Origin of the sequence: Kitasatospora sp. NPDC002965 (assembly GCF_040611255.1) — a bacterium.
Taxonomy (GTDB): domain Bacteria; phylum Actinomycetota; class Actinomycetes; order Streptomycetales; family Streptomycetaceae; genus Kitasatospora.
In genome coordinates this window covers 40,395-65,796 of sequence record NZ_JBEXNT010000004.1, presented here as the reverse complement: position 1 = coordinate 65,796, position 25,402 = coordinate 40,395, and the positions used below count along the sequence as shown (strand labels likewise).

At 72.3% G+C, this 25,402-nt stretch carries 25 protein-coding genes and 1 riboswitch; of the genes, 6 read left to right on the top strand and 19 right to left on the bottom strand.

What is annotated here, in order from left to right; all coding sequences use genetic code 11:
* Window positions 1-2 precede the first annotated feature (2 nt).
* Together ABZY91_RS03130 and ABZY91_RS03125 are read left to right on the top strand one after the other, a co-directional pair.
* Window positions 3-1,055 carry an SIS domain-containing protein gene (locus tag ABZY91_RS03130; RefSeq protein WP_355399378.1) on the top strand — a complete coding sequence of 351 codons (1,053 nt, stop codon included), beginning with the start codon at window positions 3-5 and terminating at the stop codon, window positions 1,053-1,055.
* Between the two features lie 539 nt (window positions 1,056-1,594).
* Window positions 1,595-3,115 carry a PAS domain-containing sensor histidine kinase gene (locus ABZY91_RS03125; RefSeq protein ID WP_329883101.1) on the top strand — a complete coding sequence of 507 codons (1,521 nt, stop codon included), beginning with the start codon at window positions 1,595-1,597 and terminating at the stop codon, window positions 3,113-3,115.
* A 454-nt stretch (window positions 3,116-3,569) separates the two neighbouring features.
* Here ABZY91_RS03125 and ABZY91_RS03120 read toward each other — a convergent pair whose 3' ends face one another.
* Together ABZY91_RS03120 and ABZY91_RS03115 are read right to left on the bottom strand one after the other, a co-directional pair.
* Window positions 3,570-3,821, bottom strand: a complete 252-nt coding sequence (locus ABZY91_RS03120; RefSeq protein ID WP_014138019.1) for a WhiB family transcriptional regulator — start codon at window positions 3,819-3,821, stop codon at window positions 3,570-3,572.
* 371 nt (window positions 3,822-4,192) lie between these two features.
* A complete protein-coding gene (locus tag ABZY91_RS03115; protein ID WP_329883100.1) occupies window positions 4,193-5,164 on the bottom strand; it encodes a diacylglycerol kinase family protein in 972 nt (323 codons plus the stop codon).
* A gap of 50 nt (window positions 5,165-5,214) precedes the next feature.
* Between ABZY91_RS03115 and ABZY91_RS03110 the strand changes: the two genes are divergently transcribed.
* Window positions 5,215-5,643 carry a hypothetical protein gene (locus ABZY91_RS03110; RefSeq protein ID WP_355399375.1) on the top strand — a complete coding sequence of 143 codons (429 nt, stop codon included), beginning with the start codon at window positions 5,215-5,217 and terminating at the stop codon, window positions 5,641-5,643.
* Between the two features lie 67 nt (window positions 5,644-5,710).
* Here ABZY91_RS03110 and ABZY91_RS03105 read toward each other — a convergent pair whose 3' ends face one another.
* From ABZY91_RS03105 to sodN, 8 genes are all read right to left on the bottom strand, one after another.
* Window positions 5,711-6,739 carry an RNA polymerase sigma factor SigF gene (locus ABZY91_RS03105; RefSeq protein WP_329883098.1) on the bottom strand — a complete coding sequence of 343 codons (1,029 nt, stop codon included), beginning with the start codon at window positions 6,737-6,739 and terminating at the stop codon, window positions 5,711-5,713.
* A 164-nt stretch (window positions 6,740-6,903) separates the two neighbouring features.
* Entirely contained in the window at window positions 6,904-7,314 is a 411-nt protein-coding gene (locus ABZY91_RS03100; protein ID WP_329883097.1) for an anti-sigma regulatory factor, read from the bottom strand.
* A 277-nt stretch (window positions 7,315-7,591) separates the two neighbouring features.
* On the bottom strand, window positions 7,592-8,068 hold the full coding sequence (locus ABZY91_RS03095) for a GNAT family N-acetyltransferase (RefSeq protein ID WP_329883096.1): 477 nt from the start codon (window positions 8,066-8,068) through the stop codon (window positions 7,592-7,594).
* Between the two features lie 9 nt (window positions 8,069-8,077).
* On the bottom strand, window positions 8,078-8,461 hold the full coding sequence (locus tag ABZY91_RS03090) for a nuclear transport factor 2 family protein (RefSeq protein ID WP_355399372.1): 384 nt from the start codon (window positions 8,459-8,461) through the stop codon (window positions 8,078-8,080).
* Window positions 8,462-8,540: 79 nt separating this feature from the next.
* The gene (locus ABZY91_RS03085; protein WP_355399370.1) at window positions 8,541-9,536 is read right to left on the bottom strand and encodes an ABC transporter substrate-binding protein; all 996 of its coding nucleotides are present in this window, start codon (window positions 9,534-9,536) and stop codon (window positions 8,541-8,543) included.
* Window positions 9,537-9,564: 28 nt separating this feature from the next.
* Window positions 9,565-10,338, bottom strand: a complete 774-nt coding sequence (locus tag ABZY91_RS03080) for an ABC transporter ATP-binding protein (protein WP_329952295.1) — start codon at window positions 10,336-10,338, stop codon at window positions 9,565-9,567.
* Window positions 10,339-10,382: 44 nt separating this feature from the next.
* On the bottom strand, window positions 10,383-11,480 hold the full coding sequence (locus tag ABZY91_RS03075; RefSeq protein ID WP_355399368.1) for an iron ABC transporter permease: 1,098 nt from the start codon (window positions 11,478-11,480) through the stop codon (window positions 10,383-10,385).
* A gap of 101 nt (window positions 11,481-11,581) precedes the next feature.
* Window positions 11,582-11,718: riboswitch (cobalamin riboswitch) on the bottom strand.
* A 141-nt stretch (window positions 11,719-11,859) separates the two neighbouring features.
* Window positions 11,860-12,255, bottom strand: coding sequence for a superoxide dismutase, Ni (sodN, locus tag ABZY91_RS03070; RefSeq protein WP_030392857.1), 396 nt, complete (start codon window positions 12,253-12,255; stop codon window positions 11,860-11,862).
* A gap of 188 nt (window positions 12,256-12,443) precedes the next feature.
* Between sodN and sodX the strand changes: the two genes are divergently transcribed.
* Window positions 12,444-12,908 carry a nickel-type superoxide dismutase maturation protease gene (gene sodX, locus ABZY91_RS03065; protein WP_355399366.1) on the top strand — a complete coding sequence of 155 codons (465 nt, stop codon included), beginning with the start codon at window positions 12,444-12,446 and terminating at the stop codon, window positions 12,906-12,908.
* A gap of 10 nt (window positions 12,909-12,918) precedes the next feature.
* Here sodX and ABZY91_RS03060 read toward each other — a convergent pair whose 3' ends face one another.
* From ABZY91_RS03060 to ABZY91_RS03040, 5 genes are all read right to left on the bottom strand, one after another.
* Entirely contained in the window at window positions 12,919-13,509 is a 591-nt protein-coding gene (locus ABZY91_RS03060; protein ID WP_355399364.1) for a CGNR zinc finger domain-containing protein, read from the bottom strand.
* A 112-nt stretch (window positions 13,510-13,621) separates the two neighbouring features.
* Window positions 13,622-14,374, bottom strand: a complete 753-nt coding sequence (locus ABZY91_RS03055) for an amino acid ABC transporter ATP-binding protein (RefSeq protein ID WP_329883209.1) — start codon at window positions 14,372-14,374, stop codon at window positions 13,622-13,624.
* 44 nt (window positions 14,375-14,418) lie between these two features.
* Complete coding sequence (locus ABZY91_RS03050) at window positions 14,419-15,393, bottom strand: amino acid ABC transporter permease (RefSeq protein WP_329883090.1); 975 nt, start codon at window positions 15,391-15,393, stop codon at window positions 14,419-14,421.
* Between the two features lie 37 nt (window positions 15,394-15,430).
* A complete protein-coding gene (locus ABZY91_RS03045; protein ID WP_355399361.1) occupies window positions 15,431-16,357 on the bottom strand; it encodes an ABC transporter substrate-binding protein in 927 nt (308 codons plus the stop codon).
* Between the two features lie 429 nt (window positions 16,358-16,786).
* Complete coding sequence (locus ABZY91_RS03040; RefSeq protein ID WP_355399359.1) at window positions 16,787-17,716, bottom strand: ABC transporter substrate-binding protein; 930 nt, start codon at window positions 17,714-17,716, stop codon at window positions 16,787-16,789.
* A 623-nt stretch (window positions 17,717-18,339) separates the two neighbouring features.
* Here ABZY91_RS03040 and ABZY91_RS03035 point away from each other — a divergent pair.
* Together ABZY91_RS03035 and ABZY91_RS03030 are read left to right on the top strand one after the other, a co-directional pair.
* Window positions 18,340-19,536 carry an NADP-dependent malic enzyme gene (locus ABZY91_RS03035; RefSeq protein ID WP_355399357.1) on the top strand — a complete coding sequence of 399 codons (1,197 nt, stop codon included), beginning with the start codon at window positions 18,340-18,342 and terminating at the stop codon, window positions 19,534-19,536.
* Between the two features lie 108 nt (window positions 19,537-19,644).
* A complete protein-coding gene (locus tag ABZY91_RS03030; protein WP_329952257.1) occupies window positions 19,645-20,607 on the top strand; it encodes a zinc-binding dehydrogenase in 963 nt (320 codons plus the stop codon).
* A 52-nt stretch (window positions 20,608-20,659) separates the two neighbouring features.
* On the opposite strand, the gene ABZY91_RS03025 is transcribed toward ABZY91_RS03030, so the two are convergent.
* From ABZY91_RS03025 to ABZY91_RS03010, 4 genes are all read right to left on the bottom strand, one after another.
* Entirely contained in the window at window positions 20,660-21,784 is a 1,125-nt protein-coding gene (locus tag ABZY91_RS03025) for a PadR family transcriptional regulator (RefSeq protein ID WP_355399355.1), read from the bottom strand.
* Between the two features lies 1 nt (window position 21,785).
* On the bottom strand, window positions 21,786-22,703 hold the full coding sequence (locus tag ABZY91_RS03020) for a DUF4097 family beta strand repeat-containing protein (RefSeq protein ID WP_355399353.1): 918 nt from the start codon (window positions 22,701-22,703) through the stop codon (window positions 21,786-21,788).
* 219 nt (window positions 22,704-22,922) lie between these two features.
* Window positions 22,923-23,102: a DUF6104 family protein gene (locus ABZY91_RS03015; protein WP_329883083.1), complete on the bottom strand. Its 180-nt coding sequence runs from the start codon at window positions 23,100-23,102 to the stop codon at window positions 22,923-22,925.
* 47 nt (window positions 23,103-23,149) lie between these two features.
* Window positions 23,150-25,210, bottom strand: coding sequence for a protein kinase (locus tag ABZY91_RS03010; protein ID WP_355399351.1), 2,061 nt, complete (start codon window positions 25,208-25,210; stop codon window positions 23,150-23,152).
* Window positions 25,211-25,402 lie beyond the last annotated feature (192 nt).

Genomic DNA, 25,402 nt, shown 5'->3' with positions numbered 1-25,402 from the left:
CGATGTCCGACACGCAGACCGTCCCTGGCCGGATCATGGCGGCGGAGATGGCCGAGCAGCCGGCCGTCCTGCAGCGGATCCTCGACGAGGGCGCTCCCAAGATCTTCGAGATCGCGTCCCGGATCGCTGCCCGCAACCCGCGCTTCGTCCTGCTCACCGCGCGCGGCACCTCGGACAACGCGGCGCTGTACGCCAAGTACCTGATCGAGATCCTGCTGGGCAAGCCGGCCGGGCTGACCTCGATGTCGACCACCACCGCGTACGGGGCCAAGCCCGACCTCTCGGACGTGCTGGTGATCACCGTCAGCCAGTCGGGCGGCTCGCCGGACCTGGTCGCCTCGACCAAGGCGGCCCGTGAGGCCGGCGCCATCACCCTCGCGGTCACCAACAACGCCGGCTCGCCGCTGGCCGAGGTCTCCGAGTTCCACATCGACGTGCTGGCCGGGCCCGAGAAGGCGCTGCCCGCCACCAAGACCTACACCGCCGAGCTGCTGGCCCTCTACCTGCTCGTCGAGGGTCTGCGCGGCGGCGACGGCGCGGCCGCCAAGGACCTGCCGTCGCTGGCCGCGGGGGTGCTCGCCCGCCAGGGCGAGGTCAAGGCCCTGGCCGAGCGCTACCGCTTCGCCCAGCGCCTGGTCATCACCTCGCGCGGCTACGGCTACCCGACCGCCCGCGAGGCGGCCCTGAAGCTCATGGAGACCACCTACATCCCCGCCTCCCCGTTCTCCGGCGCCGACCTGCTGCACGGCCCGCTGGCCATGGTGGACAACGTCTCGCCGGTCATCGCGATCGTGCCGGACGGCAAGGGCGGCGAGGCACTGCAGCCGGTCCTGGACCGGCTGCGCGGCCGCGGCGCGGACCTGGTCGTGGTGGGCCAGCAGGCGCAGGTGGACGCCGCCTCCGGGGGCTTCGCGCTGCCGGCCGGCGTGCCCGAGGAGGTCCAGCCGATCCTGGAGATCCTGCCGCTCCAGCTGCTGGCCTACGAGGTCACCATCGCCCGCGGCCAGGACCCGGACGCCCCCCGCGCGCTCGCCAAGGTCACCGAGACCCACTGACGGCCGCCGCGGACGAAGAACGCCGGTCCCCCGTCCACAGCCTGTGGACGGGGGACCGGCGTTTCGCGCGCGGTGCGCGGCGCGGCGGAAGCCTGCGGAAAGCACTACGGGCCACGGCGCCGACACGGGACCCTCAACCCTCCCTCCTTGCCCGCCGACGGGCAGGAGGGGCCCATGGCACCGCAGCCCGGAGCTGTCGTCGGGCGCGGGCGCGGGTGACCGGAGGGGGAAAGCACTACGGGCCACGGCGCCGACACGGGACCCTCAACCCATGCGGCACCGCAGCCCGGAGCTGTCGTCGGGCACCGGGGACGACCGAGAACTGTGCGGGGTCCTCGCTCGGCGGCGTCCGACCGAGGAGTGGCCTCGCGCGGTCAGGGCAGTTGCGCGGTGGGCCTCTCCTTGGTGCCCTTTCATTGTGGACTAGACCAATCTGGGTTGTCCAGGGCTCCCCGAAAATTGGTCTGGACAACCTTCGGGGGCGTCCGACCGGCGGGTGCGCCGGGCCTGCCCGGGCCCCCTGGAGCTACCCTCGCCATGTGCCCTCGCTGAACGAACTCGTCCGCCGCCACACCACCCTGACCGGTGCCGATGTGGAGTGGCTCCACATGCTGGTCTCGGAGTGGCAGCTGCTCTCCGACCTCTCCTTCGCCGACCTGGTGCTGTGGATCCCCACCTGGGACGGCATCCGGTACGTCTCGGTGGCCCAGATGCGGCCCAACACCGGCCCCACCTCGTACCAGGACGACATGGTCGGCCACCTCGTCCCGCGCGGTCGCCGACCGCTGCTGGACGCCGCCTTCGACGAGGGCCGGATCGTGCGCGAGGGCGACCCCGAGTGGCGCGAGGAGGTGCCGGTCCGGGTCGAGTCGATCCCGGTGCGCCGTGAGGGCAAGGTGCTCGGCGTGATCGCCCGCAACACCAACCTGCTGACCGTACGGACGCCCAGCCGGCTGGAGCTCACCTACCTGCAGAGCGCCTCCGACCTGGCCCAGATGATCGCGGCCGGCACCTTCCCGTACCCCGGCGTCGAGCAGGCCGACATGGACGCCGCGCCCCGGGTCGGTGACGGCCTGATCCGCCTCGACGCGGACGGCATCGTCACCTACGCGAGCCCGAACGCGCTCTCCGCGTACCACCGGCTCGGCCTCACCACCGACCTGGTCGGCAGTCACCTGGGCCGGGCCACCGCGGACCTGGTGCCGCCCTCCCGGGCCGCCGTGCACGAGGCGCTGGTGAAGCTCGCGAGCGGCTGGGCGCCCCGGCAGACCGAGGTGGAGGTCCAGGGCGGGGTGGTGACCCTGCGGGCCATCCCGCTCAAGCCGAAGGGCGCCCTGACCGGCTCACTGGTGCTCTGCCGGGACGTCACCGAACTGCGGCGCCGCGACCGCGAACTGATGACCAAGGACGCCACCATCCGGGAGATCCACCACCGGGTGAAGAACAACCTCCAGACCGTCGCCGCGCTGTTGCGCCTGCAGTCCCGCCGGATGGAGTCGGAGGCCGGCCGGGCCGCGCTGGACGAGGCGGTCCGCCGGGTCGGCTCGATCGCGATCGTGCACGAGACGCTCTCCCAGGCGCTGGACGAGAAGGTGACCTTCGACGAGATCGCCGACCGGGTGCTGGCCATGGTGATGGAGCTCTCCCAGGACGGCCGGGTGGCGACCCGCCGCAGCGGTAGCTTCGGCATCCTCTCCGCCGAGGTGGCGACCCCGCTGGCGATGGTGTTGACCGAGCTGCTGCAGAACGCGCTGGAGCACGCCTTCGGCCCGTCCTCCTCCGGGAACCTGGAGGTCAGCGCGCTGCGCGGGCGGGCGCCGTCCACCGGCATGGGCTGGTCGGACAGTTGGAACGGCGGGGCCCGTCCGGAGGAGTACCTGCTGATCACCGTGCAGGACGACGGCCGCGGCGTGCCGGAGGGCTTCGACCCGCAGCAGTCGGGCAACCTCGGGCTGCAGATCGTCCGGACCCTGGCCACCGGTGAGCTCGGCGGCACCTTCGACATGGTGGCCGGTCCGAACGGGGGTACGAAGGTCGTGCTGGAGATCCCGGTCCGCTGAGAGTCGCCGGGAGCGGCGCGGGGCGAGGGCCCGGGGAGGGGCGGGGAAGTTCGGGGGAAGCGCAGAGACGCGCGAAGGGGGCGTGCAGTCGGCGAACGCGCCGGGTGCACGCCTTTTTTCGTACCGGGAAACAGAACCGGGAAACAGAAACGAGGCCCTGTCGACCGGGGGGGGGGTGGGTCGACAGGGCCTCTCAACCCGTTCCGGCCGTCGGGGGGAGTCGGCCGGAACGGGGGCTCTGAGTGGTGCGACACCACACCGATGCGTTGCACACGGTGAGCGCCACAGCTCCACAATATTGCTCTAAGTGAACAGTATCAAGTGCCTGGGCGGGTCGGTGTCGCAGGACCTCGTCGAGCAAGGTCCTTTGTACGGAAGGCTTCGCCAGGAAGTGCAGGGAAGCCTTTGATCATGTGTTGATCGGTCTTGCTGTCACTGCTGCTACGGCGTGTGATCAGGCGGTGCGGGCGCGGTTGCGGGCGGCACGGCGCTTCATCGCGCGGCGCTCGTCCTCACTCATACCGCCCCAAACGCCGGCGTCCTGACCGGTCTCGAGGGCCCACTGGAGGCACTGCTCCATGACCGGACAGCGGCGGCACACGGCCTTGGCTTCCTCGATCTGCAGCAGAGCGGGACCGGTGTTCCCGATCGGGAAAAACAGCTCCGGGTCCTCTTCGCGGCAGACAGCGCGGTGGCGCCAGTCCATGGTCGTCCAACTCCTCCTGCCGGCGGGGGCTGCCCGGTCGGCGTCATCGATGGGGTTTGTGAATGTGAACGCTTTCACGAATCCCGCAACAGCAAAAGAGACCAAAGGCCCATCGGGCCCGGGAGGTCTGTGCTGGGGAGGGATTCGGCGGTTCGAGGGACGCTCCGCGGTCGGCATCCAACAGGTTCTGAGGTTGCCGTCGCTGCGATGTGTCCCGATCGCCATGTAGAGGTTCGCAAACCTCGGGCCCGGATACAACCCCCTTCAGGAAGGAATTTTTGATTCTTCGGTGTCGCCTAGCTCACAGCCAGTACTTCTATGGAGTGAAGGGGGCTTGTGCGTTCGAGAAGAAGGGCGAAGCCCCCTTCCAGTCACACAATCACACGCAGTGCCCGCCGTACGCCTGTGAAACTGACGCGACTCCTGGATCCAAGGTGATCCCCGTCGACCTGGAATGGGGCCGGTTCCTCTGAAACCAAGGTGAAGTGCCGGACGTCGTGATAGGTGACGACGTGCTTCCCGGAGGGGCCGGGCGGCGGGGTGTCATCGCTCGAAGGCCCGTGCGACCGCAGGATCTGACGGACCGTTCGAGCCGTACCGAACGCCGTCATCCGGGTGATGCCGAAGACGTCGAGGTCCGCGTCGAAGGAGGCGAGCGGTGAGGGATAGACCGGGCGGTTGCCCAGGAACGTCCACGGCGAGGTGTTGCTGACTATCGCCAGCGCCAGGCCCGGAACCGGTGCGCGGCCCGCCAGTTCCAGCGTGACCGGGCCCGATCTGCGCTGCTCACGCTGGGTGACGAAGTGCCGGAGCGCCTGGGTGACGTAGAGCGCGTGCGTGGACTTGCGCCCCGCCCGGCGCTGCTCCTCCACCCGGCCGACCACGCCGGCGTCGAAGCCGAGGCCCGCGGTGAACGTGAACCAGCGGTCCGGCAGGCCCTCGGTCATCGCCTTGCCCAGCCCGATCGGCCGCTCGCTGCGGCTCTCCAGGGCGGCCAGCAGCGCACCGGTCGCCTCGACCGGGTCGTTGGGCAGGCCCAGGGCGCGCGCGAACACGTTGGTCGAGCCGCCGGGCACCACGGCCAGCCGGGGGACCTTCTCGCCCGGGCCGTGCGAGAGCAGTCCGTTGACCACCTCGTTGACGGTGCCGTCCCCGCCGAGCGCCACCACCAGGTCGACCGCGCCGTCGTCCACCGCCTCGCGGGCCAGGTCACGTGCGTGGCCGCGGTACTCGGTCTGCGCCACCTCCAGCTTGAGGTCGCTGCGCAGGGCGTGGATCAGGACATCCCTGGTGCGGCCACTGGTGGTGGTCGCTTTCGGATTGACGACCAGGAGAGCGCGCATGTGCTCAGCCTACGGGTCGGTACGGACCGGTCGGCGGCTACCCTGCTGGAGTGACCGCAGAATCCACCGCACCCGTCCCCGCGCCCGGCTCCGCGCGGCCCACGGCGCTCACCCTGGGCGCCGCCATCACCGCACTGGAGGGCGCCGCGCTGGCCGTCGTCGGCGTCTGGGACATGGTCGCCGCGCTGTCCGGCGAGTCCAAGCAGCTCGCCCTGAACGAGTTCGGCGGCCTGGTGATCGTGCTGCTCGGCGTCCTGCCGCTGCTGGCCGCCCGGGCGCTGCTCAAGGGCCGCCGCTGGGGCCGCAGCCCGGCCGTGCTGACCAACTCGATCTGCCTGCCGGTGGCGTACTACATGTGGCAGAGCGGCGGCCCGATGGCCGCCGTGGCGCTGGCCGTCGCCGCGATCGGCCTGACCGGCATCGGCGCGCTGCTCAGCCCGAAGGCGACGGAGGCCCTCTACGCTCCGCACGAGGGCTGAGCACAGAGGGCCGAAGGCCCGGTGGCCGCCCGACGGGCGGCCACCGGTGGGGCGTGCCGGGCACGCCCTACTCCTCCACCAGCAGCTTCTCCCGCAGCTGGGCGAGGGTCCGGGCGAGCAGCCGGGAGACGTGCATCTGGGAGATGCCCACCTCGGCGGCGATCTGCGACTGGGTCATGTTCCGGAAGAACCGCAGCACCAGGATCTTCTGCTCCCGGGGCGGCAGTTGGGCCAGCAGCGGCTTGAGCGACTCGCGGTACTCGACGCCCTCCAGGGCCTCGTCGGTGGTGCCCAGGGTGTCCGCGACGGCCGGCGACTCGTCGTCGCTGTCCGGCACGTCCAGCGAGAGCGTGGAGTACGCGTTGGCGGACTCCAGACCCTCCAGCACGTCCTCCTCGGAGATCCCCAGGTGCTCGGCCAGCTCGTGCACCGTGGGGGAGCGGCCGTGCCGCTGGGAGAGCTCGCTGGTCGCCGTGGTCAGCGAGAGCCGCAGCTCCTGGAGCCGGCGCGGTACCCGGACCGCCCAGCCCTTGTCGCGGAAGTGCCGCTTGATCTCGCCGACGATCGTCGGCGTCGCGTAGGTGGAGAACTCGACCCCGCGCTCGTGGTCGAAGCGGTCCACCGACTTGATCAGGCCGATGGTGGCGACCTGGGTCAGGTCGTCCAGCGGCTCGCCGCGGTTGCGGAACCGCCGGGCCAGGTGCTCGACCAGCGGGATGTGCATGCGCACCAGCTGGTTGCGCAGCTCGACGCGCTCCGAGGAGCCGTCGGGCAGCGCGGACAGCCGGACGAACAGCGCCCGGGCCGCTTCGCGGTCCGGTGCACCGCTGCGGTGCGGGGTCTGGGCGGGCACCGCGGCGCGCAGCGCCTCGGCAGCCTGCTCGGCCGTGTCGGCCGCCGTGGCCGCCTCGTCCGGGAGGTCCGCGGCCTGCGGCTCGGGCGTGGGCGACGGATCGGGCGTCGGCTCGGTCGGCTGGCTCATCCGCTGGGCGTCCTTCGGGTGCGCTTCGTCGTTGGCGGCGAGGCCGGGCATGCTCGCCTGGGTCGGTACGGCAGGGCCCGCCGTCGCGAGGCCGGTACGGTCCAGATCACTCACGGCCATTCCCCCGTTCCGTTCCGGGAGCGCCGGGGCCGCCGGCCCCGGTTCGTCTCGATGGTCGTACCGCCCGGTGGGGGCGGTACGGGGAGCCGTCCGCCGGCCCGGGTGGGTACCGGGCGGACGGCTCTCGGTCGGTGCTGCCGCGATCTCTCGCGGCGGCACTAGTGGGTGGCGGGGCCGCCACGCTTCTTGTGCAGGCTGATCGACACGGTGTTGTCCTCGGCGACCGTGGACTCCACCTCGCCGGCCAGTGCCGAGAGCACCGTCCAGGCGAAGGTGTCCCGCTCGGGGGCCCGGCCGTCGGTGGTCGGCGCCGAGACGATCACCTTCAGCGAGTCGCCGACCAGTCGGAACTCGCAGGAGAGGACCGAACCGGGGACGGCCTGCTGGAGCAGGATGGCGCACGCCTCGTCGACCGCGATGCGCAGGTCCTCGATCTCGTCCAGCGTGAAGTCCAGCCGGGCCGCGAGGCCCGCCGTGGCTGTTCGCAGGACCGAGAGGTAGGCGCCCGCAGCGGGCAGCCGGACCTCCACGAAGTCCTGCACTCCGGGCTCGCCGTCGATCTGGGACACCCTCACCTCCTGGGTGACGCGCTGTGCTTCCGGGCCGGTGGCCGCGGCACTGTCTGTTGCTTGGCTCAACTGCTTCGCCCCAACTGTCCAGAGGGGTGGTGCGGTACGTACCGGTCATACCCCTCAAGGAGTGGCCGGACGCCGCGCGTCCGTCCGAGACGTTACCGCTTTCCTGACCCGGTACGGGAGTCACTCATGGTAAGGCATCGCGACGCAGGGTGGCAGTGGTCGGACGCGGGCCTTGTGTGCCGTCCGTGCGCGCCCCCGCGCGCCGGTTTCAGCGGGTGCCGGCGGCGGCGAGCGCGTCGCCGGTGAGCCGGTAGACGGTCCAGCCGTCCATCGGCACCGCGCCGAGCGCCTTGTAGAAGTCGATCGAGGGCTCGTTCCAGTCCAGCACCGACCACTCCACCCGGGAGTAGCCGCGCTCGACGGCGATCCGCGCCAGTTCCAGCAGCAGCGCCTTGCCGTGGCCGCCGCCGCGGGCCTCCGGGCGGACGTAGAGGTCCTCCAGGTAGACGCCGTGGGTGCCGCGCCAGGTCGAGAAGTTGCGGAACCAGAGCGCGAAGCCGACCGGCTCGCCGGTGGTGTCGTCCTCGGCGATCAGGCCGAACACGGCCGGCTCGGCGCCGAACAGCGCGTCGTGCAGCTGGTCGTCGGTGGCCACGGCCTCGTCGGGGGCCTTCTCGTACGTCGCGAGCTCGTGGATCAGGGTGCGGATGAGCGGAACGTCGGTGGCGACGGCGGTGCGGATCATGGCACGAGCCTACTGGGCCGGTTCGTTCTCGTCCCAGGCCTGGACCGAGGTCTGGTCGACGATCCGCCCGTCGCGCAGGTCCGCGACCGAGCTGACCAGCACCCGGACGCCGTCCGGGTAGCGGCAGGACTCCAGGAAGGCGAGGCGGTCGTCCTGGAGCACCACCTGTTCCAGCCGGTGGGTGGTCTGCCGGCCGTAGAGGTCGTCCAGCAGGGCGCCGATCTCGTCCCGGCCGTGCATGACCAGGGGGTGGCTGGGCTGGGTGGTGCGGTCGACCACGCGGACCTCGGCGTCGTCCGCGTAGAGCGCCAGCAGGGCCGCGGCGTCGGCGTGTTCGATGCCCTGGCGAAGGGCTCCGGTGTCGAAGGCGGGCGGTGCGGCCATGGCGGTCATGTGCTCGCTCCTGCGGTCGGTTCCGTCGGCTCGTACCTTCGAGCGTACGCCCGGCGGAACCGGCCGCGGGGGCGGTGGTTCAGCGGGCCGGCACGGTCCGCAGGTAGGCCGCCAGCGCGGTGATCGCGGCCGGGTTGCGCGGGCTCTCCACCAGGTCGACGTAGTCCAGGACGAAGATCCGGTCGTTGCGGACGGCGGAGACGCCGGCCAGCGGCGGGAAGGTCTTCAGGAACTTCCGCTTGGCCTCGGCGTCCGGGGTGCCGTAGTTGTTGATCACGATCACCTCGGGGTCGCGCTGGACCACGCTCTCCCAGCCCACCGTGGTCCAGGAGTCGGCGACGTCGCCCATCACGTTCCGGCCGCCGGCCTTGGAGATGATCTCCTCCGGCGCCGCGAACTTCCCCGAGGTGAACGGCTTGTCCTCGCCGCTGTCGTAGAGGAACACGCCGGGGCGGTACGCCGGCTCCGGCACGGCGGCCACCTGGGTCCTGAACTCGGCGATCAGCTTGTCGGCCCGGTCCCGCACGTCGAAGATCTCGCCCAGGTTGGCGAGGTCCGTGTAGAGCGCGTCCAGCGGGGCCATCACGCCGCGCTCCGGGCCCTTGCCGCTGCGGCAGGACTCGCTGAGCACGTAGGAGGCGACACCCAGGTCGGCCAGGGCCTGCGGGGTGACGCCGCTCGCGTCGTCGAAGCCGTAGTGCCAGCCGGCGAAGACCAGGTCGGCCTTGGCCTCCAGCGCGATCTCCTTGGTGATCTGCTTCTTGGAGAGCCAGGTGGTCCGCTGGTAGCCGTCCTTCCAGGCGACCTTCTCGACGTCGCCCTTGTCGTCCGGCATGACGTAGCCGGCCATCCGGTCCTCCAGCCCGAGCGCGAGCATCAGCTCGGTGATGCCGACGTCGTTGGTCACCGTCCGTGCCGGCTTCTGCCGGAAGGTGAGCTCGGTGCCGCAGTTGCGGACGGTCACCGGGTAGTGGGCGGAGGCGGTGGCGCCGTCACCGCTCGGGGCTATCTCGGCGCCGCAGCCGGTGAGGGCGAGGGCGAGCAGGGCGGCGGCGGCAACGGCTTTGGTACGCATGGCGGTTCCTTGCTGGATCAACGGGGGGTCACTTGGCGAGTCGGTCGAAGAGCAGCTGGACGGCGCCGGTCCCCGGGTGCCGGACGGGCGTCGCGCGGACCCCGAACACCTCGGCGAGCAGGCCGGGTTCGAGCACCTCGGCGGGCGGTCCGGAGGCGACGATCCGCCCGGCCGCGACCACGTACAGCAGGTCGCAGTGGCCGGCCGCCAGGTTGAGGTCGTGCAGCGCGGTGAGTACCGTCGGCCCGGCCTCCCGGACCAGCGCCAGCACCTCCAACTGGTGCGCGATGTCGAGGTGGTTGGTGGGCTCGTCGAGCACCAGCACCTTCGGTTCCTGGACCAGCGCGCGGGCGATCAGCACCCGCTGCTTCTCGCCGCCGGACAGGCTCAGGAAGCCCCGTTCGGCGAGGTGGGCCGCACCCACCCGGCGCAGCGCCGCGGCGCACCGCTCGCCGTCGCCGGCGGCGGGCCCGGCGGCCGGGCCGCGCCGGTGCGGCAGCCGGCCCATGGCGACCACCTCGGCCACGGTGAAGTCGAACTCGGCGGAGTGCTCCTGGGGCAGCGCGGCGACCCGCCGGGCGGCCTCGCGCGCGGTGAGCGCGTGCAGTTCCTCGCCGCCCAGCCGGACGGCCCCGGCGGCGGGCCGCAGCGCCCGGTAGACGCAGCGCAGCAGCGTGGACTTGCCGCTGCCGTTCGGTCCGACCAGGCCGACCACCTGCCCGGCGGCGGCGGTCAGGGTGACGTCGTGGACCAGCCGGAGGCCGGCCAGCTCGACCGAGACGCGGTCGACGGCGAGGTCCAGGGCGGGGTCCGCGGTGAGGTCGGGGACGGTCGTGCGGACGGCCCTCATCGGCCACCTCCGAAGGAGTAGCCGCGGCGGCGCATCAGCAGCAGGAAGCAGGGCACCCCGAGGGCCGCGGTGACCACCCCGACCGGAAGTTCGGCCGGGGCCAGCAGGGTGCGCGAGACGATGTCCACCCAGACCAGCAGCAGGGCCCCGGCGAGCGGCGCGATCAGCAGCACCCGGCGGTGGCCGGCGCCGACCAGCATCCGCACCACGTGCGGGACCATCAGCCCGACGAAGCCGATCGCGCCGCTGACCGCGACGACCGTGCCGGTGACGGCGGCGGTCACGACGAACAGTTCGCGGCGCAGCCGGTCCGGGTCGACTCCGAGCGAGGCGGCCGTCTCGTCGCCCATGGCGAGCGCGTCCAGCCGCCCGGCGGAGCAGATCAGGTGGGTCAGTCCGGCGAGCACGGTGACGGCGGCGATCGGCACCGAGCCCCAGGTGGCCCCGCCGAGGCTGCCGAGCAGCCACATCATGGCGGAGCGGGCGGCCTCGCCGCGGGCGGCGGCGAACACCATCAGCGCCGTGACGGCGGAGAAGCCGTAGGACATCGCGGTGCCGGTCAGCACCAGGCGCAGCGGGGTGAGGCCGTAGGCGGTACGGGCCGTCAGGTAGACGAGCACCATGGCGAGCAGGGCCGCGCCGAAGGCGGAGACGGAGAGCGCCCAGACGCCGAGCGAGGCGAAGGCGCCCAGCATGAGCACGGCGTTGGCGCCGACCGAGGCGCCGGAGGAGATGCCGAGCACGAAGGGGTCGGCCAGCGCGTTGCGGACCATCGCCTGGACCGCGACCCCGGTGGCGGCCAGTCCGGCGCCGACCACGGCGGCGAGGACGGCACGCGGCAGCCGGATCTCCCAGACGATCGCGTAGGCGGCGGCCTCGTCGGCCTCCAGCCGGCCGCCGGTCAGGCCGGCGCCGAGCAGTCGCAGCACCCGGGCCCAGCCGAGTCCGGAGGAGCCCACCGCCACGGCGCAGACCAGCGAGAGCAGCAGGGCCGCGGCCAGGCCGGCGGCCAGCGGCGCGGTGGGTGTCCGGCGTGTCCCGGGCGCGGGCGGCGCGGCGGCCGGTATCGGGGGTGCGGTGGCGGTGGTGCTCACAAGCGGCGCGCCTTCGCCTCGGGCCGGGGCGGCGCGGGGCGGCACGTCCGGGCGGAGGGTACGCCGGGGCGGCATCCCCTCGCAGTCCACGGCGAGTTGTCGGGAGGTCGGCGCCCCGGGGCGGTCGGACTCACGGTGCGGGGCACCGTTCACCGTTGCGGGTCAGCGCCGGATTCGCACCGGCTTCCCCTCGGGACGCCCAGGCAGCATAACAAGCGCTCCGGTCAGGTAACCCTTACCGGGCCGGGTGCGGACGCGGACCGCCCGGGCAGGTCGCGGACGCGGGCCTGGGCGGCGGCGGGGCCCGACCCGCGGAGAACGCACGGCCGCCCCCGTCCGGCGGTGCGGACGGGGGCGGCCGAGGGGTGCTGACCGGGGGTCAGCCCTGCTTGGTCTCCCAGAAGATCTTGTCGACCTCGGCGATCAGGTCGAGCAGCGCCTGGCCGGTGGCCGGGTCGGTCGACGCCTTGGCGGCCGAGGCGGCCTTCAGGGTGTCGTTGATCAGCTGGTGCAGCTGCGGGTACTTCTCGAAGTGCGGGGCCTTGAAGTAGTCGCTCCAGAGCACCGAGATGTGGTGCTTGACGGCCTCCGCGCGCTGCTCCTTGATGATGACGGCGCGAGCGCGGAAGTGCGCGTCCTCGTTGGCCTGGTACTTCTCCTGGGTGGCCTTCACCGACTCGGCCTCGATCCGCGCCTGGGCGGGGTCGTACACGCCGCAGGGCAGGTCGCAGTGGGCGTGCGCGGTGGCACGCGGTGCAAACAGACGAGAGAACATGGGAGTCCTTCCTTAGATCGTCTTCCCGCGGCCGAGATTACCCCGCCGGTCGCGGGGTTTCGCGATCGGGCGGCGGGCCTAGGGCAAAAGGCCGAGCCGGAACCCGGCCAATCCGGACACCGGCGGGTGACGGTCCGTACGGCAGACTTGGGAGCCGAGGACGCGGGCGCGAGCCGGGAGGACGAGTCGTGGCACGGAGCGCGGAACCGGAGGACGGCGCCCCGGGGGGCGGCGCGCCGTTCGGGCTGATCGACGTGGCGGGCGACTCGATGGTGCCGACGCTGCGGGAGGGGGACCAGCTGCTGGTCCGGTACGGGGCACGGATCAGGCCGGGCGCGGTGGTGGTGTTCCGTCACCCGTTCCAGCAGGACCTGTTGGTGGTCAAACGGGCCGACGCCCGGCGCCCCACGGGCTGGTGGCTGCTCTCCGACAACCGGCCGGTCGACAGCGACAGCCGCAGCTACGGCGCGGTCCCGGACGAGCTGGTGCTCGGCCGGGTGCTGCTGCGGCTGCGCCCGCGCCCGGCCTGGCTGGCCCCCGGCCGCGGGCTGGAGCGCCTGCTGCTCTCCACCCCGCTGGCCCGGATCCCCGGCCTGGCCCGGCGCTGCGGCGTCTGGGTCCGCCCGGAGGAGATCCGGGGGAGCCGGGCGTAGGTCCGGGCCCTCAGCCCTGGCCGGCGGTGGCGGCCTCCTGGGCCTCCAGCCGCTTGCGGGCCCGGTAGGCGGCGACGTTGGCGCGGGTCGCGCAGCGGTCGGAGCAGTACCGCCGGGACCGGTTGGTCGAGGTGTCCAGGTAGGAGTTGCGGCAGGGTGCGGCCTGGCAGATGCCGAGCCGGTCGGCGCCCGTCTCGGTCAGGTGGACGGCCAGGCCCATGCAGGCGACGGCGCTGAAGTGCGCGGTGGCGGTGGGGGAGTTGTCGGCGAGGTGCAGGTGCCAGCGGGGCCGGCCGGCGGCGTCCAGGTAGTCGTGGCCGGAGACCAGCGGGCTGACCGGGAACTCCATGAGCAGGCTGTTCAGCAGGTCGACGCTGCGGAACTCGTCGCCCTCGGCGGCGGCCTCGAAGACTCCGCGCAGCCGGGTGCGGACGGCCCGCAGCCGGGGCAGGTCGGATTCGTCGGCGAGGTCGCGGGCCCGGGACGAGTCCGAGAACAGTCCGCGCACCGCATCCACCGAGGTCAGCGAGTCGGTGCCGCGCTCGGGCTCCTCGGTGTTCACCAGCCGGACGGCCAGATCGGCGTACGAGGCGAGCTCCACGGGGGTCCTTCCAGGGGTTGGTAACGGGCTGACTGCGTCCAGCCTATTACCTGTGCGGGGAAAACGTCGGCGCCCGGCAGGGCGGGCCTGCCGGGCGCCGACGTGGACGTGCTCAGAGCACCTTGGAGAGGAACGCGCGGGTGCGTTCGTGCTGCGGGTCGGTGAGGACCTGGCGCGGGTTGCCGGACTCGACGACGACGCCGCCGTCCATGAACACCAGCGCGTCGCCGACCTCGCGGGCGAAGCCCATCTCGTGGGTGACGACCACCATGGTCATCCCCTCCTCGGCGAGGCCGCGCATGACGTCGAGGACGTCGCCGACCAGCTCGGGGTCGAGTGCCGACGTGGGCTCGTCGAAGAGCATCAGCTTGGGCTTCATGGCCAGGGCCCGGGCGATCGCCACCCGCTGCTGCTGGCCGCCGGAGAGTTGGGACGGGTAGTTCTTGGCCTTGTCGGCCAGACCGACCCGCTCCAGCAGCGCCATCCCGCGTTCCCGGGCGGAGCTCCTGCTCTCGCCCTTGACCTGCACCGGCGCCTCGATGACGTTCTCTATGGCGGTCATGTGCGGGAACAGGTTGAAGCGCTGGAAGACCATGCCGATGTCGCGCCGCTTCAGCGCGACCTCGCTGTCCTTGAGCTCGTAGAGCTTGTCGCCCTTCTGGCGGTAGCCGACGAGGTCGCCGTCCACCCAGAGCCGGCCGCCGTTGATCTTCTCCAGGTGGTTGATGCACCGGAGGAAGGTCGACTTGCCGGAGCCGGAGGGGCCGATCAGACAGAACACCTCGCCCTGCTTGACCTCCAGGTCGATGCCCTTGAGGACCTGGACGGTGCCGTAGGACTTGTGGACGTTCTCGGACCGGACCATCGGGCCGCCCTGGGCGGCGTCGGCGGTCGGCTTGGTCAGATCGGTCATACGTGACCACCTCCCTCAAGCCCCGGGACCACGTCGGACTGGGTCTTCGGGGTGGGCTTCCCGGCGAACAGGCCCCGCAGTCGCTGCAGCGGGGTGGGCGGGAGGGTCCGGTTGGAGCCGCGGGCGTAGTGCCGCTCGATGTAGTACTGGCCGACGGTCAGCACGGAGGTGAAGGCGAGGTACCAGAGGCTGACCACGATCAGGATCGGGATGTTCTGGTAGTTCCGAGAGTAGATGATCTGACCGGCGCGGAAGATCTCCTCCAGGGAGATCACGGAGACCAGCGAGGTGGTCTTGAGCATCGAGATGGTCTCGTTGCCGGTCGGCGGGATGATCACCCGCATGGCCTGCGGCAGGATGACCCGCCGCATGGTCTGGAACTGGCTCATGCCGAGCGCGTGCGACGCCTCGGCCTGGCCCTCGTCCACCGACTGGATGCCGCCGCGGACGATCTCCGCCATGTAGGCGGCCTCGTTCAGGCCGAGGCCCAGCAGGGCGGCGACGAAGGTCGGGATCAGCACGTTGGTGGACTCGGACCAGAACTCCGGTCCCCACGGCACGCCGATCGAGAGCTTGGCCCAGATCAGGCCGAGGAAGTTCCAGAAGACCAGCTGCACCAGGACCGGCGTGCCGCGGAAGATCCAGATGTAGATCCAGGCGGTGCCGGAGAGCAGCGGGTTCCGGGAGAGCCGCATCACCGCGAGGATGATGCCGCCGACCACACCCATGATCATGGCGAGCGCGGTCAGCTCCAGCGTGACGAGCATGCCGTGCACGATGCTGTCGTGGAAGAGGTACTTCCCGACGATGTCCCACTTGAAAGCGGGGTTGGTGAAGAGGGCGCTCAGCAGCATCGCGCCGAGGACGGCGATGACGACGGCGCCCGCCCAGCGTCCGGGGTGGCGGACCGGGACGGCCTTGATGGTCTCAGGCCGTCCCTTCTCCGCGTGCCCCTTGTCCAGAGAATTCACGGTGTGGCCTCGGGGGAGAGAGGAATCCGGCGGAGGGTCAGCTGACGGCGCCGTTGAGCGTGGACTTGTCGAGGGCGCCGGCCTCGACGCCCCACTTGGCGAGGATCTGCTTGTAGGTGCCGTCGTCGATCAGCGACTGGACGGCGCCCTGGACGGCCGGGGCGAGCGCGGAGCCCTTGGCGAGCGCGATGCCGTAGGGGGCCGAGTCGTAGGTGGAGCCGAGCTTCTCCAGCTGGCCGCCGGACTGCTTGATCGCGTAGTCGACGACCGGGGAGTCGGCCATCATCGCCTGGTCGCGGCCGGAGACCACCGCGTTGGTGACGTCGGTCTGCAGGTCGAACTTGTCGCCGTCGTTCACGACACCCGGCTTGCCGGCCTTGACGCAGGCGGGGCTGCGGGTGTCGGTGATCTCCTGGGCCTGGGTGGTGCCGGTCTGGACGGCGATCTTCTTGCCGCAGAGGTCGTCGGCGTTGATCTTGTCCGGGTTGCCCTTCTTGACCGCGATCGCGCTGCCGGCGTTGAAGTAGGTGACCAGGTCGACGGTCTGCTCGCGCTCCTTGTTGTCCGTGAGGGACGACATGCCGAGCTGGAACTTGTTCGACTGGATGCCCGGGATGATCGCGGTGAACTGCGAGTCCTGGACGTCGGCCTTGAGGCCGAGCTTGGCCGCGACGGCGTTGGCCAGGTCGACGTCCATGCCGACGATCTTGCCGCTGTCGTCCTTGAACTCGTTCGGCGCGTACGAGGCGTCCGTACCGACCACGATCTTGCCGGCGGACTTGACGTCGGCCGGGACGAGCGCGGTCAGCTTCTCGTCGACCTTCACCTCGTTGACGGTTGCGGAGGCATTCGGCGCGCCGCTGCTCTCCTCCTTGCTGCTGCCGCAGGCGGTCAGCACGAGCGACGCGGACGCGAGCACGGCCGCGCCGGCGAGGAGACGGGTGCGCTGGGTACGGACGATCATGGGGGAGATCTCCTCCTGAGGGAGAGGTCGGGCGGAGCGCACCGCGGGGGGCGGCACACCGGGGCAGTAGGCCGTACGGCGCTGTACGGGTGGGGCAGGGTGACTGCGCAGGGTGGTACGAGGTACTGCTCTCCGCCACCGTCCGCCGAGGTGGGCGTTTGACCGAACCGCCTCGACCAGTGGCCGGCTCGATCCGAGATGGGGGGAATCCTGCCATCTGATGACGGGCGGGTGGTCCTTATTCAGATCAAAATCGGATAACGAGGGGGCGTGCCGTCCGCTATTCGGACGGATACCGTGTCCCTGTCACCCTGTGTATAAGTATGCAGACCCCCGTGCGGTCCGCCCGGAGGCCCGCCCGCGCTCTCGCCCGAATTGCGGCTGCCCCGCCGCGCCCGCCCGGACGCGGGCCCCGTGCTCCGTTCCCGCTCAGATTCCGCCGTTGACCACCGCGTTCTGGGCCGCGCCCGCGGAGACGTTCCACTTGGCGAGGATCTTGTCGTACTCGCCGCTGCGGATCAGCTGGTCGACCGCCTTGGCCAGGACGTCCCGCAGCTCGGTGTCCTCCTTGCGCAGGGCGATCCCGTACGGGTTGGACCGGGACTGCGAGCCGGTCACCTCGAAGCGGTTGCCGCCGTCGGTGTTCTTCGCCGCGTAGGCGGCCACCGGGAAGTCGTTCAGTCCGGCCTGCGACGCACCCGAGGCGACCTCGGCCAGCGCCTTGGCGTCGGTGTCGAACTTGTGCACGGTGAGCGGCTTGCCGGCCCGGGTGCAGGCCGTGACCTGCCGGGCCACGATCTCGTCCTGGGTGGTGCCCTGCTGCACGGCGACGGTCCGGCCGCAGAGGTCGTCCAGGGTGCGGATGCCCTTCGGGTTCCCCTTCGGCACCACCAGCGAGGTGCCGGCGATGAAGTAGTCCACGAAGTCCACGCCGGGGCCCGTCGGTCTGCCCTGGTCGTCCATGCCCTCCCGGCGCTGGCGGATGTCGCTCAGCGCGGACATCACCACGTCGAACTGCTTCTTGTGCAGCTCCGGTATCAGCTTGTCGAACGGGGTGTCGACGTACTCGATCCGCAGGTCGAGGATCCGGCCGAGCGCCGCCGCGATGTCGGGGTCCAGACCGTCCGGCTTGCCGTCGGCGCCGCGGAACTGCACCGGCGGGTAGTTCACGTCCATGCCGATCCGGAGCGCCTTCGCGGTCTGCTGGGCCTTCGGGATCTTCCCCCGGATCTCCTGGAGCGGGTCCTGCGCGGCCTGCTCGTCGCCGCCGCCGCCGCAGCCGCTCAGCAGCAGGGCTCCGGCGGTGGCCAGGGCGAGTGCGGCGGCGGCCGGTCGTCGGGAGTGGGGACGGTGATGCATGGGGGTACTCCTGTGGGAGGGATGGAGTGGCACCGCGGCATCGCGGAGGTGTACGCGAGATGGCGGGATGAGGGATCCTCCCATCCCGCTCTGCCGGTCCCGTGGGCGGGTGTGTCAGAATTCGGTACCGGGTGACCCCCGACGCTCGAACCAGACCGCCGAGCCGCAACCGGCTCGGGGTGCGCAGGAACGGAAGTCCATGACGTCGACTCCGTATCCGAGGCACCGGCCTCCCTCCGTGTCTGCGTTCACTCCTGCGGGTGTGCGTGCTCGTTCGCCATTGCCGCCGCCGGGGCCGGTGCTCGCGACGCCTGGTTCCTCAGGGTGGCCGTGAGGCGTACGACCGGTATGTGACTTGGACGAAAAGGCATGGGTGCGATGCCTCTCTCCGACCTACGCTCGGCGCGGAAGCACGACGCAGACCAGGCGCAGCAGAAAACTCGAATAAAACCCTCATCCGAGGGCGCACGCCCGACGGCGGCGCCCCGACCCGGCCTTCCCGGGGACGTCCCGGCGTCCCCGGACACCGGTGACCGGTCACCGCTGACCGGACGTCGGTCCAGGCCGGGCCGTCCGCTCCGTCGGCCGCGTGCCCTCGCTCGATCAATGACGAAGAGGTCATCGTGGCAGCGGAGATCATCCACAGCACTACTCAGGACACCGACGATCCGGTCGATGCCGTGTTCGCGCTCCACCGCGGCGGCAAGATGGAGGTCCGGGCGACCGTCCCGGTGCGCGACGCGGACGACCTGTCCCTCGCCTACACCCCCGGTGTCGCCCGCGTCTGCACGGCCATCGCCGAGCAGCCCGAGCTGGTGAACGACTACACCTGGAAGGCCAACACGGTGGCCGTGGTCACCGACGGCACCGCCGTGCTCGGCCTCGGCGACATCGGCCCCGAGGCGTCCCTCCCGGTCATGGAGGGCAAGGCGATCCTCTTCAAGCAGTTCGGCGGCGTGGACGCCGTCCCGATCGCGCTGGCCTGCACCGACGTGGACGAGATCGTCGAGACCGTGGTCCGGCTCGCGCCGTCCTTCGGCGGGGTCAACCTGGAGGACATCTCCGCCCCGCGCTGCTTCGAGATCGAGCGCCGGCTCCAGGAGGCCCTGGACATCCCGGTCTTCCACGACGACCAGCACGGCACCGCCATCGTCACCACCGCCGCGCTCTGGAACGCGGCCAAGGTGACCGGCCGTGAGATCGGCTCGCTGCGGGCCGTCATCTCCGGCGCCGGCGCGGCCGGTATCGCGATCGCCAAGATGCTGCTGGCCGCCGGCATCGGCGACGTGTCGGTCTGCGACCGCAAGGGCGTGGTGCACGAGGGCCGTGGCGACCTCACCGACGTCAAGGCGGAGATCGCCGCGCTGAGCAACCGGGCCGGCCTCAAGGGCTCGCTGGCCGACGCGCTGGCCGGCGCCGACGTCTTCATCGGCGTCTCCGGCGGCACGGTGCCGGAGGAGGTCGTCGCGACCATGGCCGCGGGCGCGTTCGTCTTCGCCATGGCGAACCCGAACCCGGAGATCCACCCCGAGGTCGCGCACCGGTACGCGGCCGTGGTGGCCACCGGGCGCAGCGACTTCCCGAACCAGATCAACAACGTGCTGGCCTTCCCGGGCATCTTCGCCGGCGCCCTGCAGGTCCGGGCGACCCGGATCACCGAGGGCATGAAGCTGGCCGCGGCCAAGGCGCTCGCCGGTGTGGTGGCGGACGAGCTGACGCCGCAGAAGGTGATCCCCTCGCCGTTCGACGAGCGGGTCGCCCCGGCGGTCAGCAAGGCCGTCGCCGAGGCCGCCCGCGCGGAGGGCGTCGCCCGCCGCTGACGCGCGCCGGGGGAGCGCCGCCCTCGCGGGGGCGCTCCCCCTCCCCGGGACGCGCGTCACACGTACGCGCGGTTCCGGCCCCGGGCGCCCGCCGCTATCGTCCGGATCATGTTTGCTGCCTACGCCGCACGAATCGACGCCGACGACCCGCTCGGCGGGCTGGAGCTGGGCGAGCTCCCCGAGCCGCAGGCCCGTCCGGGCTGGAGCGTGGTCACGGTCAGGGCCGCCAGCCTCAACCACCACGACCTCTGGTCGCTGCGCGGGGTCGGCCTGCCCGCCGGGAAGCTGCCGATGATCCTGGGCTGCGACGCGGCCGGGGTCGACGAGCACGGCAACGAGGTGGTCGTGCACTCGGTCATCGGCCAGTCCGGCCACGGCGTCGGGCCGGACGAGCCCCGCTCGATCCTGACCGAGCGCTACCAGGGCACCTTCGCCCGTCAGGTGGCCGTCCCCACCTGGAACCTGCTGCCCAAGCCCGCCGGGCTCTCCTTCGAGCAGGCCGCCTGCCTGCCCACCGCCTGGCTGACGGCCTACCGGATGCTGTTCACCAACGCCGGGGTGCGGCCGGGGGACACCGTCCTGGTGCAGGGCGCCGGCGGCGGTGTGTCCACCGCGCTGGTGGTCCTCGGCAAGGCGGCCGGGCTGCGGGTCTGGGTCACCGGCCGCGACGAGACCAAGCTCGCCCGGGCCGTGGAGCTCGGCGCCGACGCGGCGTTCCCCGCCGGGGCCCGACTGCCCGAGCGGGTCGACGCGGTGATGGAGACGGTCGGCGCCGCGACCTGGTCCCACTCCGTGAAGTCGCTCCGCCCGGGCGGCACGATCGTCATCTCCGGGGCCACCTCCGGCCCCAACCCGGCCGCCACCGAGCTGAACCGGATCTTCTTCCTGGAGCTGAAGGTGGTCGGCTCCACCATGGGCGACCGGGACGAACTGGCCGGGCTGCTCTCGTTCTGCGCCACCACCGGCGTCCGCCCGGTGATCGACTCGGTGCTCCCGCTGGCCGACGCCCGGGACGGCTTCGCCCGGCTCGCGCGGGGCGACGTCTTCGGGAAGATCGTCCTGACCCCGTGACGCGCGCGGGTCCGGCACCCCCGCGGGGATGCCGGACCCGATGGTGCCGGGGTCAGCCCAGCAGCCGCTTCAGGCGCTCGCCGGCGGCGCCCAGCACCGCGCGGGCCTCGGCCAGCCGGTCGGCGGACACGCCGCCGTCCCGGGCCGCGTCGCGGACCTGGTCACGGAACCGGTCGAGCAGCCGCTCCAGCTCCCGGGCCGGGTCACCGGCCGGGTCGGTGGCCGCCCACGCCGGCAGGTCGGCCGGGGCCGCGCCGGTCGGCTCGTCCTTGTCGAGGTCGATCCGGGTGACGGTGACCTTCTCGGTGGGCGCTCCGGCCGGCCGGTCGGCGGGCCGCTCGCCCCGCTCCTCGGCCCGGTCGTCGGCCTGCTGGCCCCAGCGGGCCGCGTCGGCCAGCCCGGCCAGGCCCCTGGTCAGCTCGGAGAGCCCCTCGGCCAGCCCGGTCGGCCAGTCGCCGCGGGCGGCGTGGTCGCGGACCTGCTGCTCGACCCGGCGCTTGATCCGCAGCGCCTCCTGCTGCGCGGCCGTGCGGGCCGCCCGGGACTGCTCGCGCAGCCGGCGGGCCTCCTCCTCGGCCGCCTTGGCCTTGGCCTTGGCGGCCTTCTCCTGCTCCTTGGCCCGTTTGGCCTGCTCCTTGGCCTGCCGCTTGAACTCGGCGAACTCGTCCTTGGCCCGCTGCCAGGCGGCCCTGTCGCTCCACGGTCCGGCCCACGGGCTGCCGTCCCCGGTGGTGCCCTCGTCCCCGTCCCCGTCCCCGGTCGCGTCCCCGTCACCGGAGGCGCGCCGCCGGGCCTGCTTCGCCGCCGCGCCCCACAGTTCCTCGCGCAGGTCCTGGGCGCTGTCGCGGACGTCCTCGCGGATCGCCCCGGCGAGCTGGGCCACCGAGTCGTGGATCTCCAGCTCCAGGTCGTCCAGCTCGCCCTGGCGGGCCTCCAGCTCGGCCCGGCCGGCGTCGGTGAGCCGGTAGACCTTGCGGCCGCCCTCGGTGCTGTGCGTGACCAGGCCCTCCTGCTCCAGCTTGGCCAGCCGCGGGTAGACGGTACCCGCCGAGGGCGCGTACAGGCCCTGGAAGCGCTCCTCCAGCAGGCGGATCACCTCGTAGCCGTGCCGCGGGGCCTCGTCCAGCAGCTTGAGCAGGTAGAGGCGAAGCCGGCCGTGGCCGAAGACGGGGGTCATCTCAGACCTCCTTGGTGAGGTCGGGGCCCTTGGTGAGGTCGGCCGGGGCGGGCAGCTCCCGCACCACGGCCGGGGCGTCCTCCTCGGCGTCGGGCCGGTGCAGGACGGTGACGGCGCCGGAGACGGTGGTCACGGAGAGGCTGCCCTTGCCGTCGCCGAGCTGGCCGGAGAGCCGCTTGGTGCCCCAGGAGCCGCCGACCTTCAGCTGCTCGAAGGTGGAGGAGAGGTCGCCGCTGGTGGTGCCGGCCTCGACCTTGGTGTCGGCCAGCGACGGCAGCCGGACGCCGACCGCGCCGCTGACCGTGGTGACCTTGATCTCGGTCGGGGTGGCGGCGGCGAGGTCCAGGGTGACCGCGCCGGTGACGGCGTTGGCCGACACCTTCTCCGCGGTGCCGGCGACCACGGTGAGCCGGCCCGAGACGGTGTTCAGCTTGAGCCGGCCGGCCACCGACTGGGCGTCCACGTCGCCGGTGACGGTGTTGACGTCGGTGCGGCCGGCCAGGCCGACGAGGGTGACGTCGGCGCTGGCGGTCTGCGCCGAGACGCGCTCCGTGAAGCCGGAGACCGTCGTCGCGGCCGAGACGGTGCCGACCTTGACCTCGGTGCCGGCGGGCACGGTCAGGGTGACCTCGGCGGTCCGCTTGCGCTTGAACGAGGTGAAGAAGCCCTTCACCGATTCGACCGACTTGAGGACGTCGCCGAACTCGTTCCAGCTGCTGAGGTCCTTGTAGGTGACGGTGAGGACACCGTCGACCAGGGTGACGTGCAGCGGCTCGCCCTTGAGCTCGGTGACCTCCAGGCGGGCGGGCCCCTCGGCGGCCACCACGTTCACCGTGCCGTCGATGATCCGCACCTGGAGGGTCCGGACGGCCTCCTCGATGGTGATCCTGTCAGGTCCTTCGACCGTCCACTGGCTCATCTCTGCCGCCTCCCGTAGATGACTCGCGATGTATCGCGTTCTCTCTCTAAAGACGATATATCGCGTGACGGTGAAGTCAAGGGAATCCGGCCGGACCCCGACCCGGAGCGGACCCGGAGCCCACCCCGAGCCGTCCCCTACGGGGGACGGCGAAGGGCCCGGAGAGCGGGTGCTCTCCGGGCCCTTCGCCCAGCCGGCCTGCGAGGACGGCCTACCGGGTCAGTCGTCGTCCTCGTCGTCGAGCCGGGCCAGCCAGGTGGCCAGCCGCTCGACCGGGACCTCGAAGTCCGGGTTGAGGTCGACGAACTCGCGCAGGCGCTCGGCCAGCCACTCGAAGGTGACCTCCTCGTCGCCGCGCCGGCTCTGCAGCTCCTCGATGCCGCGGTCGGTGAAGTACACGGTTCGCTCCGGTCCGGTGGGGATTCGACCTGGTCAGGATAGTCCGGTCAGCTGGCGCGCCAGGTGGACAGGTTCACCTTGGCCGCACCGGTGGTGGCGTCCGCGACCTCGACCGCGGCGATGGCGATGTTGCGGGTGACGCGGTCGCGGATGCAGAGCAGCCGGCCCGGGGTGACCCGGTTGAAGGTCAGGTCGGTGTCCGGACGGGAGTCGATCGCCGCCGCGCACTGCTCGGGGGTGACGGCCGCCTCGGTGATGACCGCGAAGTCCGACTTGCTGTCGCCGGAGCTGGCGAAGGAGTCGGCCCGGCTGCCGCTGGAGGTGGACTCCCGGGTCAGGCCGAGCCCCCACTTCAGGTCGGAGCCGCGCGGCACCACGTTGCCGGTGGTCAGGTCGATCCGGTACGCCTCGCTGGAGTACTCGGCGCCCGGGATCGAGAGCGGCTTCTTGTCGATCACCAGCTGGTAGCCGGTCGGCCGGGCCGGGGCGGTGACCCCGGAGGCGCTGGACGAGCCGGGCAGGGGCACGGCGCTGACCGGTGCGGAGGTCGCGGACGGGCTCGCCTTCGGTGACGAGCCGCCCGTCGTGGCGGTCGGGGTCGTCTCCACCGGAGTGGTCGGCAGGGCGGCGGGCTGCTGGGTGACCGGCGCGCTCGGGGCGGAGCTCGTCCTGGCCTCGTCCTTCTTCGACTTGTCCATCCGGTCCATCAGCACCACACCGCCCGCGGTGCCGCCGAGCGCCATCACCAGGGCGACGGTCAGCAGCACCTTCCAGGAGACGCCCTTGCGCTTCGGCTCCGGCGCCGCCGGTGTGTCCGTCACCACCGGTCCCGGCGGCGGGGTGTCGTAGGACGGCGGCTCCTGGCGCAGCTGGACGGTCGGCGGTGCGGGGAGCAGCGGGCCGGTGGGCGCTTCGGTGGGCGACTGCGCGGCGCCGTACGCGCCGAGCGCGGGCGGGACGAAGCCCGGCGGCGGGGTGGCCTGGTGGGCCTGGCCGTAGCCGGTGGGCGGGGTGGCCGGCTGGGTGGGTCCGTAGCCGGTGGGCGGGCCGAAGGAGGGCGCGGTGCCCGGGTGGGTGGGGACGGTCGCCGGCTGCGGCGGGGCGGTCGGCGGACCGGCCGGGGCGGGGGGAGCGGTGGGCGCGGCCGGCAGCGGGGTGGGCGGCGTCTTCGGCAGGTCGGAGCGGCGGGTGATCTCGGTGTTGACCTGCCGGGGCAGCCAGTCGTCCGAGAACCGCAGCTGGCCGCCGACGGCCGGGTGGTTGCGGGCGATCTCGATGATCTCGGCGGGCCGGGGCCGGTCCTCGGGGGACTTGGCCAGGCAGCGCAGGATCAGCTCGCGCAGGTCGGCCGGGACGGCGTCCAGGTCGGGCTGCTCGTGCACCACGCGGTAGAGCACCGCGGTGTCCGGGCCGTCGCCGAACGGTGCGGAGCCGGCGGCCACGTAGGCGGCCAGCGCGCCGAGTGCGAAGACGTCGGTGGCCGGCGTGACCGGGCGGCCCTGGGCCTGCTCGGGGGACATGAAGGCGGGCGAGCCGATCCGGTAGCCGGTGCCGGTGAGCGCGGTGGCGTCGGCGGCCCGGGCGATGCCGAAGTCGATCACGCGCGGGCCGTCGCCGGCCACTAGGACGTTGGCCGGCTTGAGGTCGCGGTGGACCACCTCGACGCTGTGGATCGCCTGGAGGGCCTCGGCGACGCCGCCCATCAGCAGCAGCACGGTACGGACCGGCAGCGCGCCGTTCTCGCGCACCACCTGCTGGAGCGAGGGGCCGGGGACGTACGCGGTGACCAGCCAGGGGGCGTCGCCGTCCAGGCCGCCGGAGTCGATCACCTGCGCGGTGTAGAGCCCGTGGATCCGCTGGGCGTTGGAGACCTCCTGCGCGAAGCGGCGGCGGAACTCGCTGTCCTCGGCGAACTCCGGGCGGACCACCTTGAGCGCCACCGGCCGGCCGCCGGGCGTGTAGGAGAGGTAGACCCGGCCCATGCCGCCGGCCCCGAGCCGGGCGAACAGCCGGTAGCCGCCCACCTCCCTCGGGTCGTCCGGGTGCAGCGGCTGGAAGACCGGTGGGAGCGGGGTGGCTGAGGCGTCCCTCGGCGTGTCGGCGGTCATGCGGTAGATCCCCCTGGGAGAGCGGTGAGGTCGTCCGACCGCGTCCCGGGCTCGTTGACGGCGGCCCCGACGACGGTCTGGCGAGGCTTAACCTATCGACCCGTCAGTCTTCCCCGCAGGTCGGTACCGCTTTGGTTGCAGAGCTGGGACCTTCGCACACGCCGTGGTGATACGCCTCCGGCCCCCCGCGCG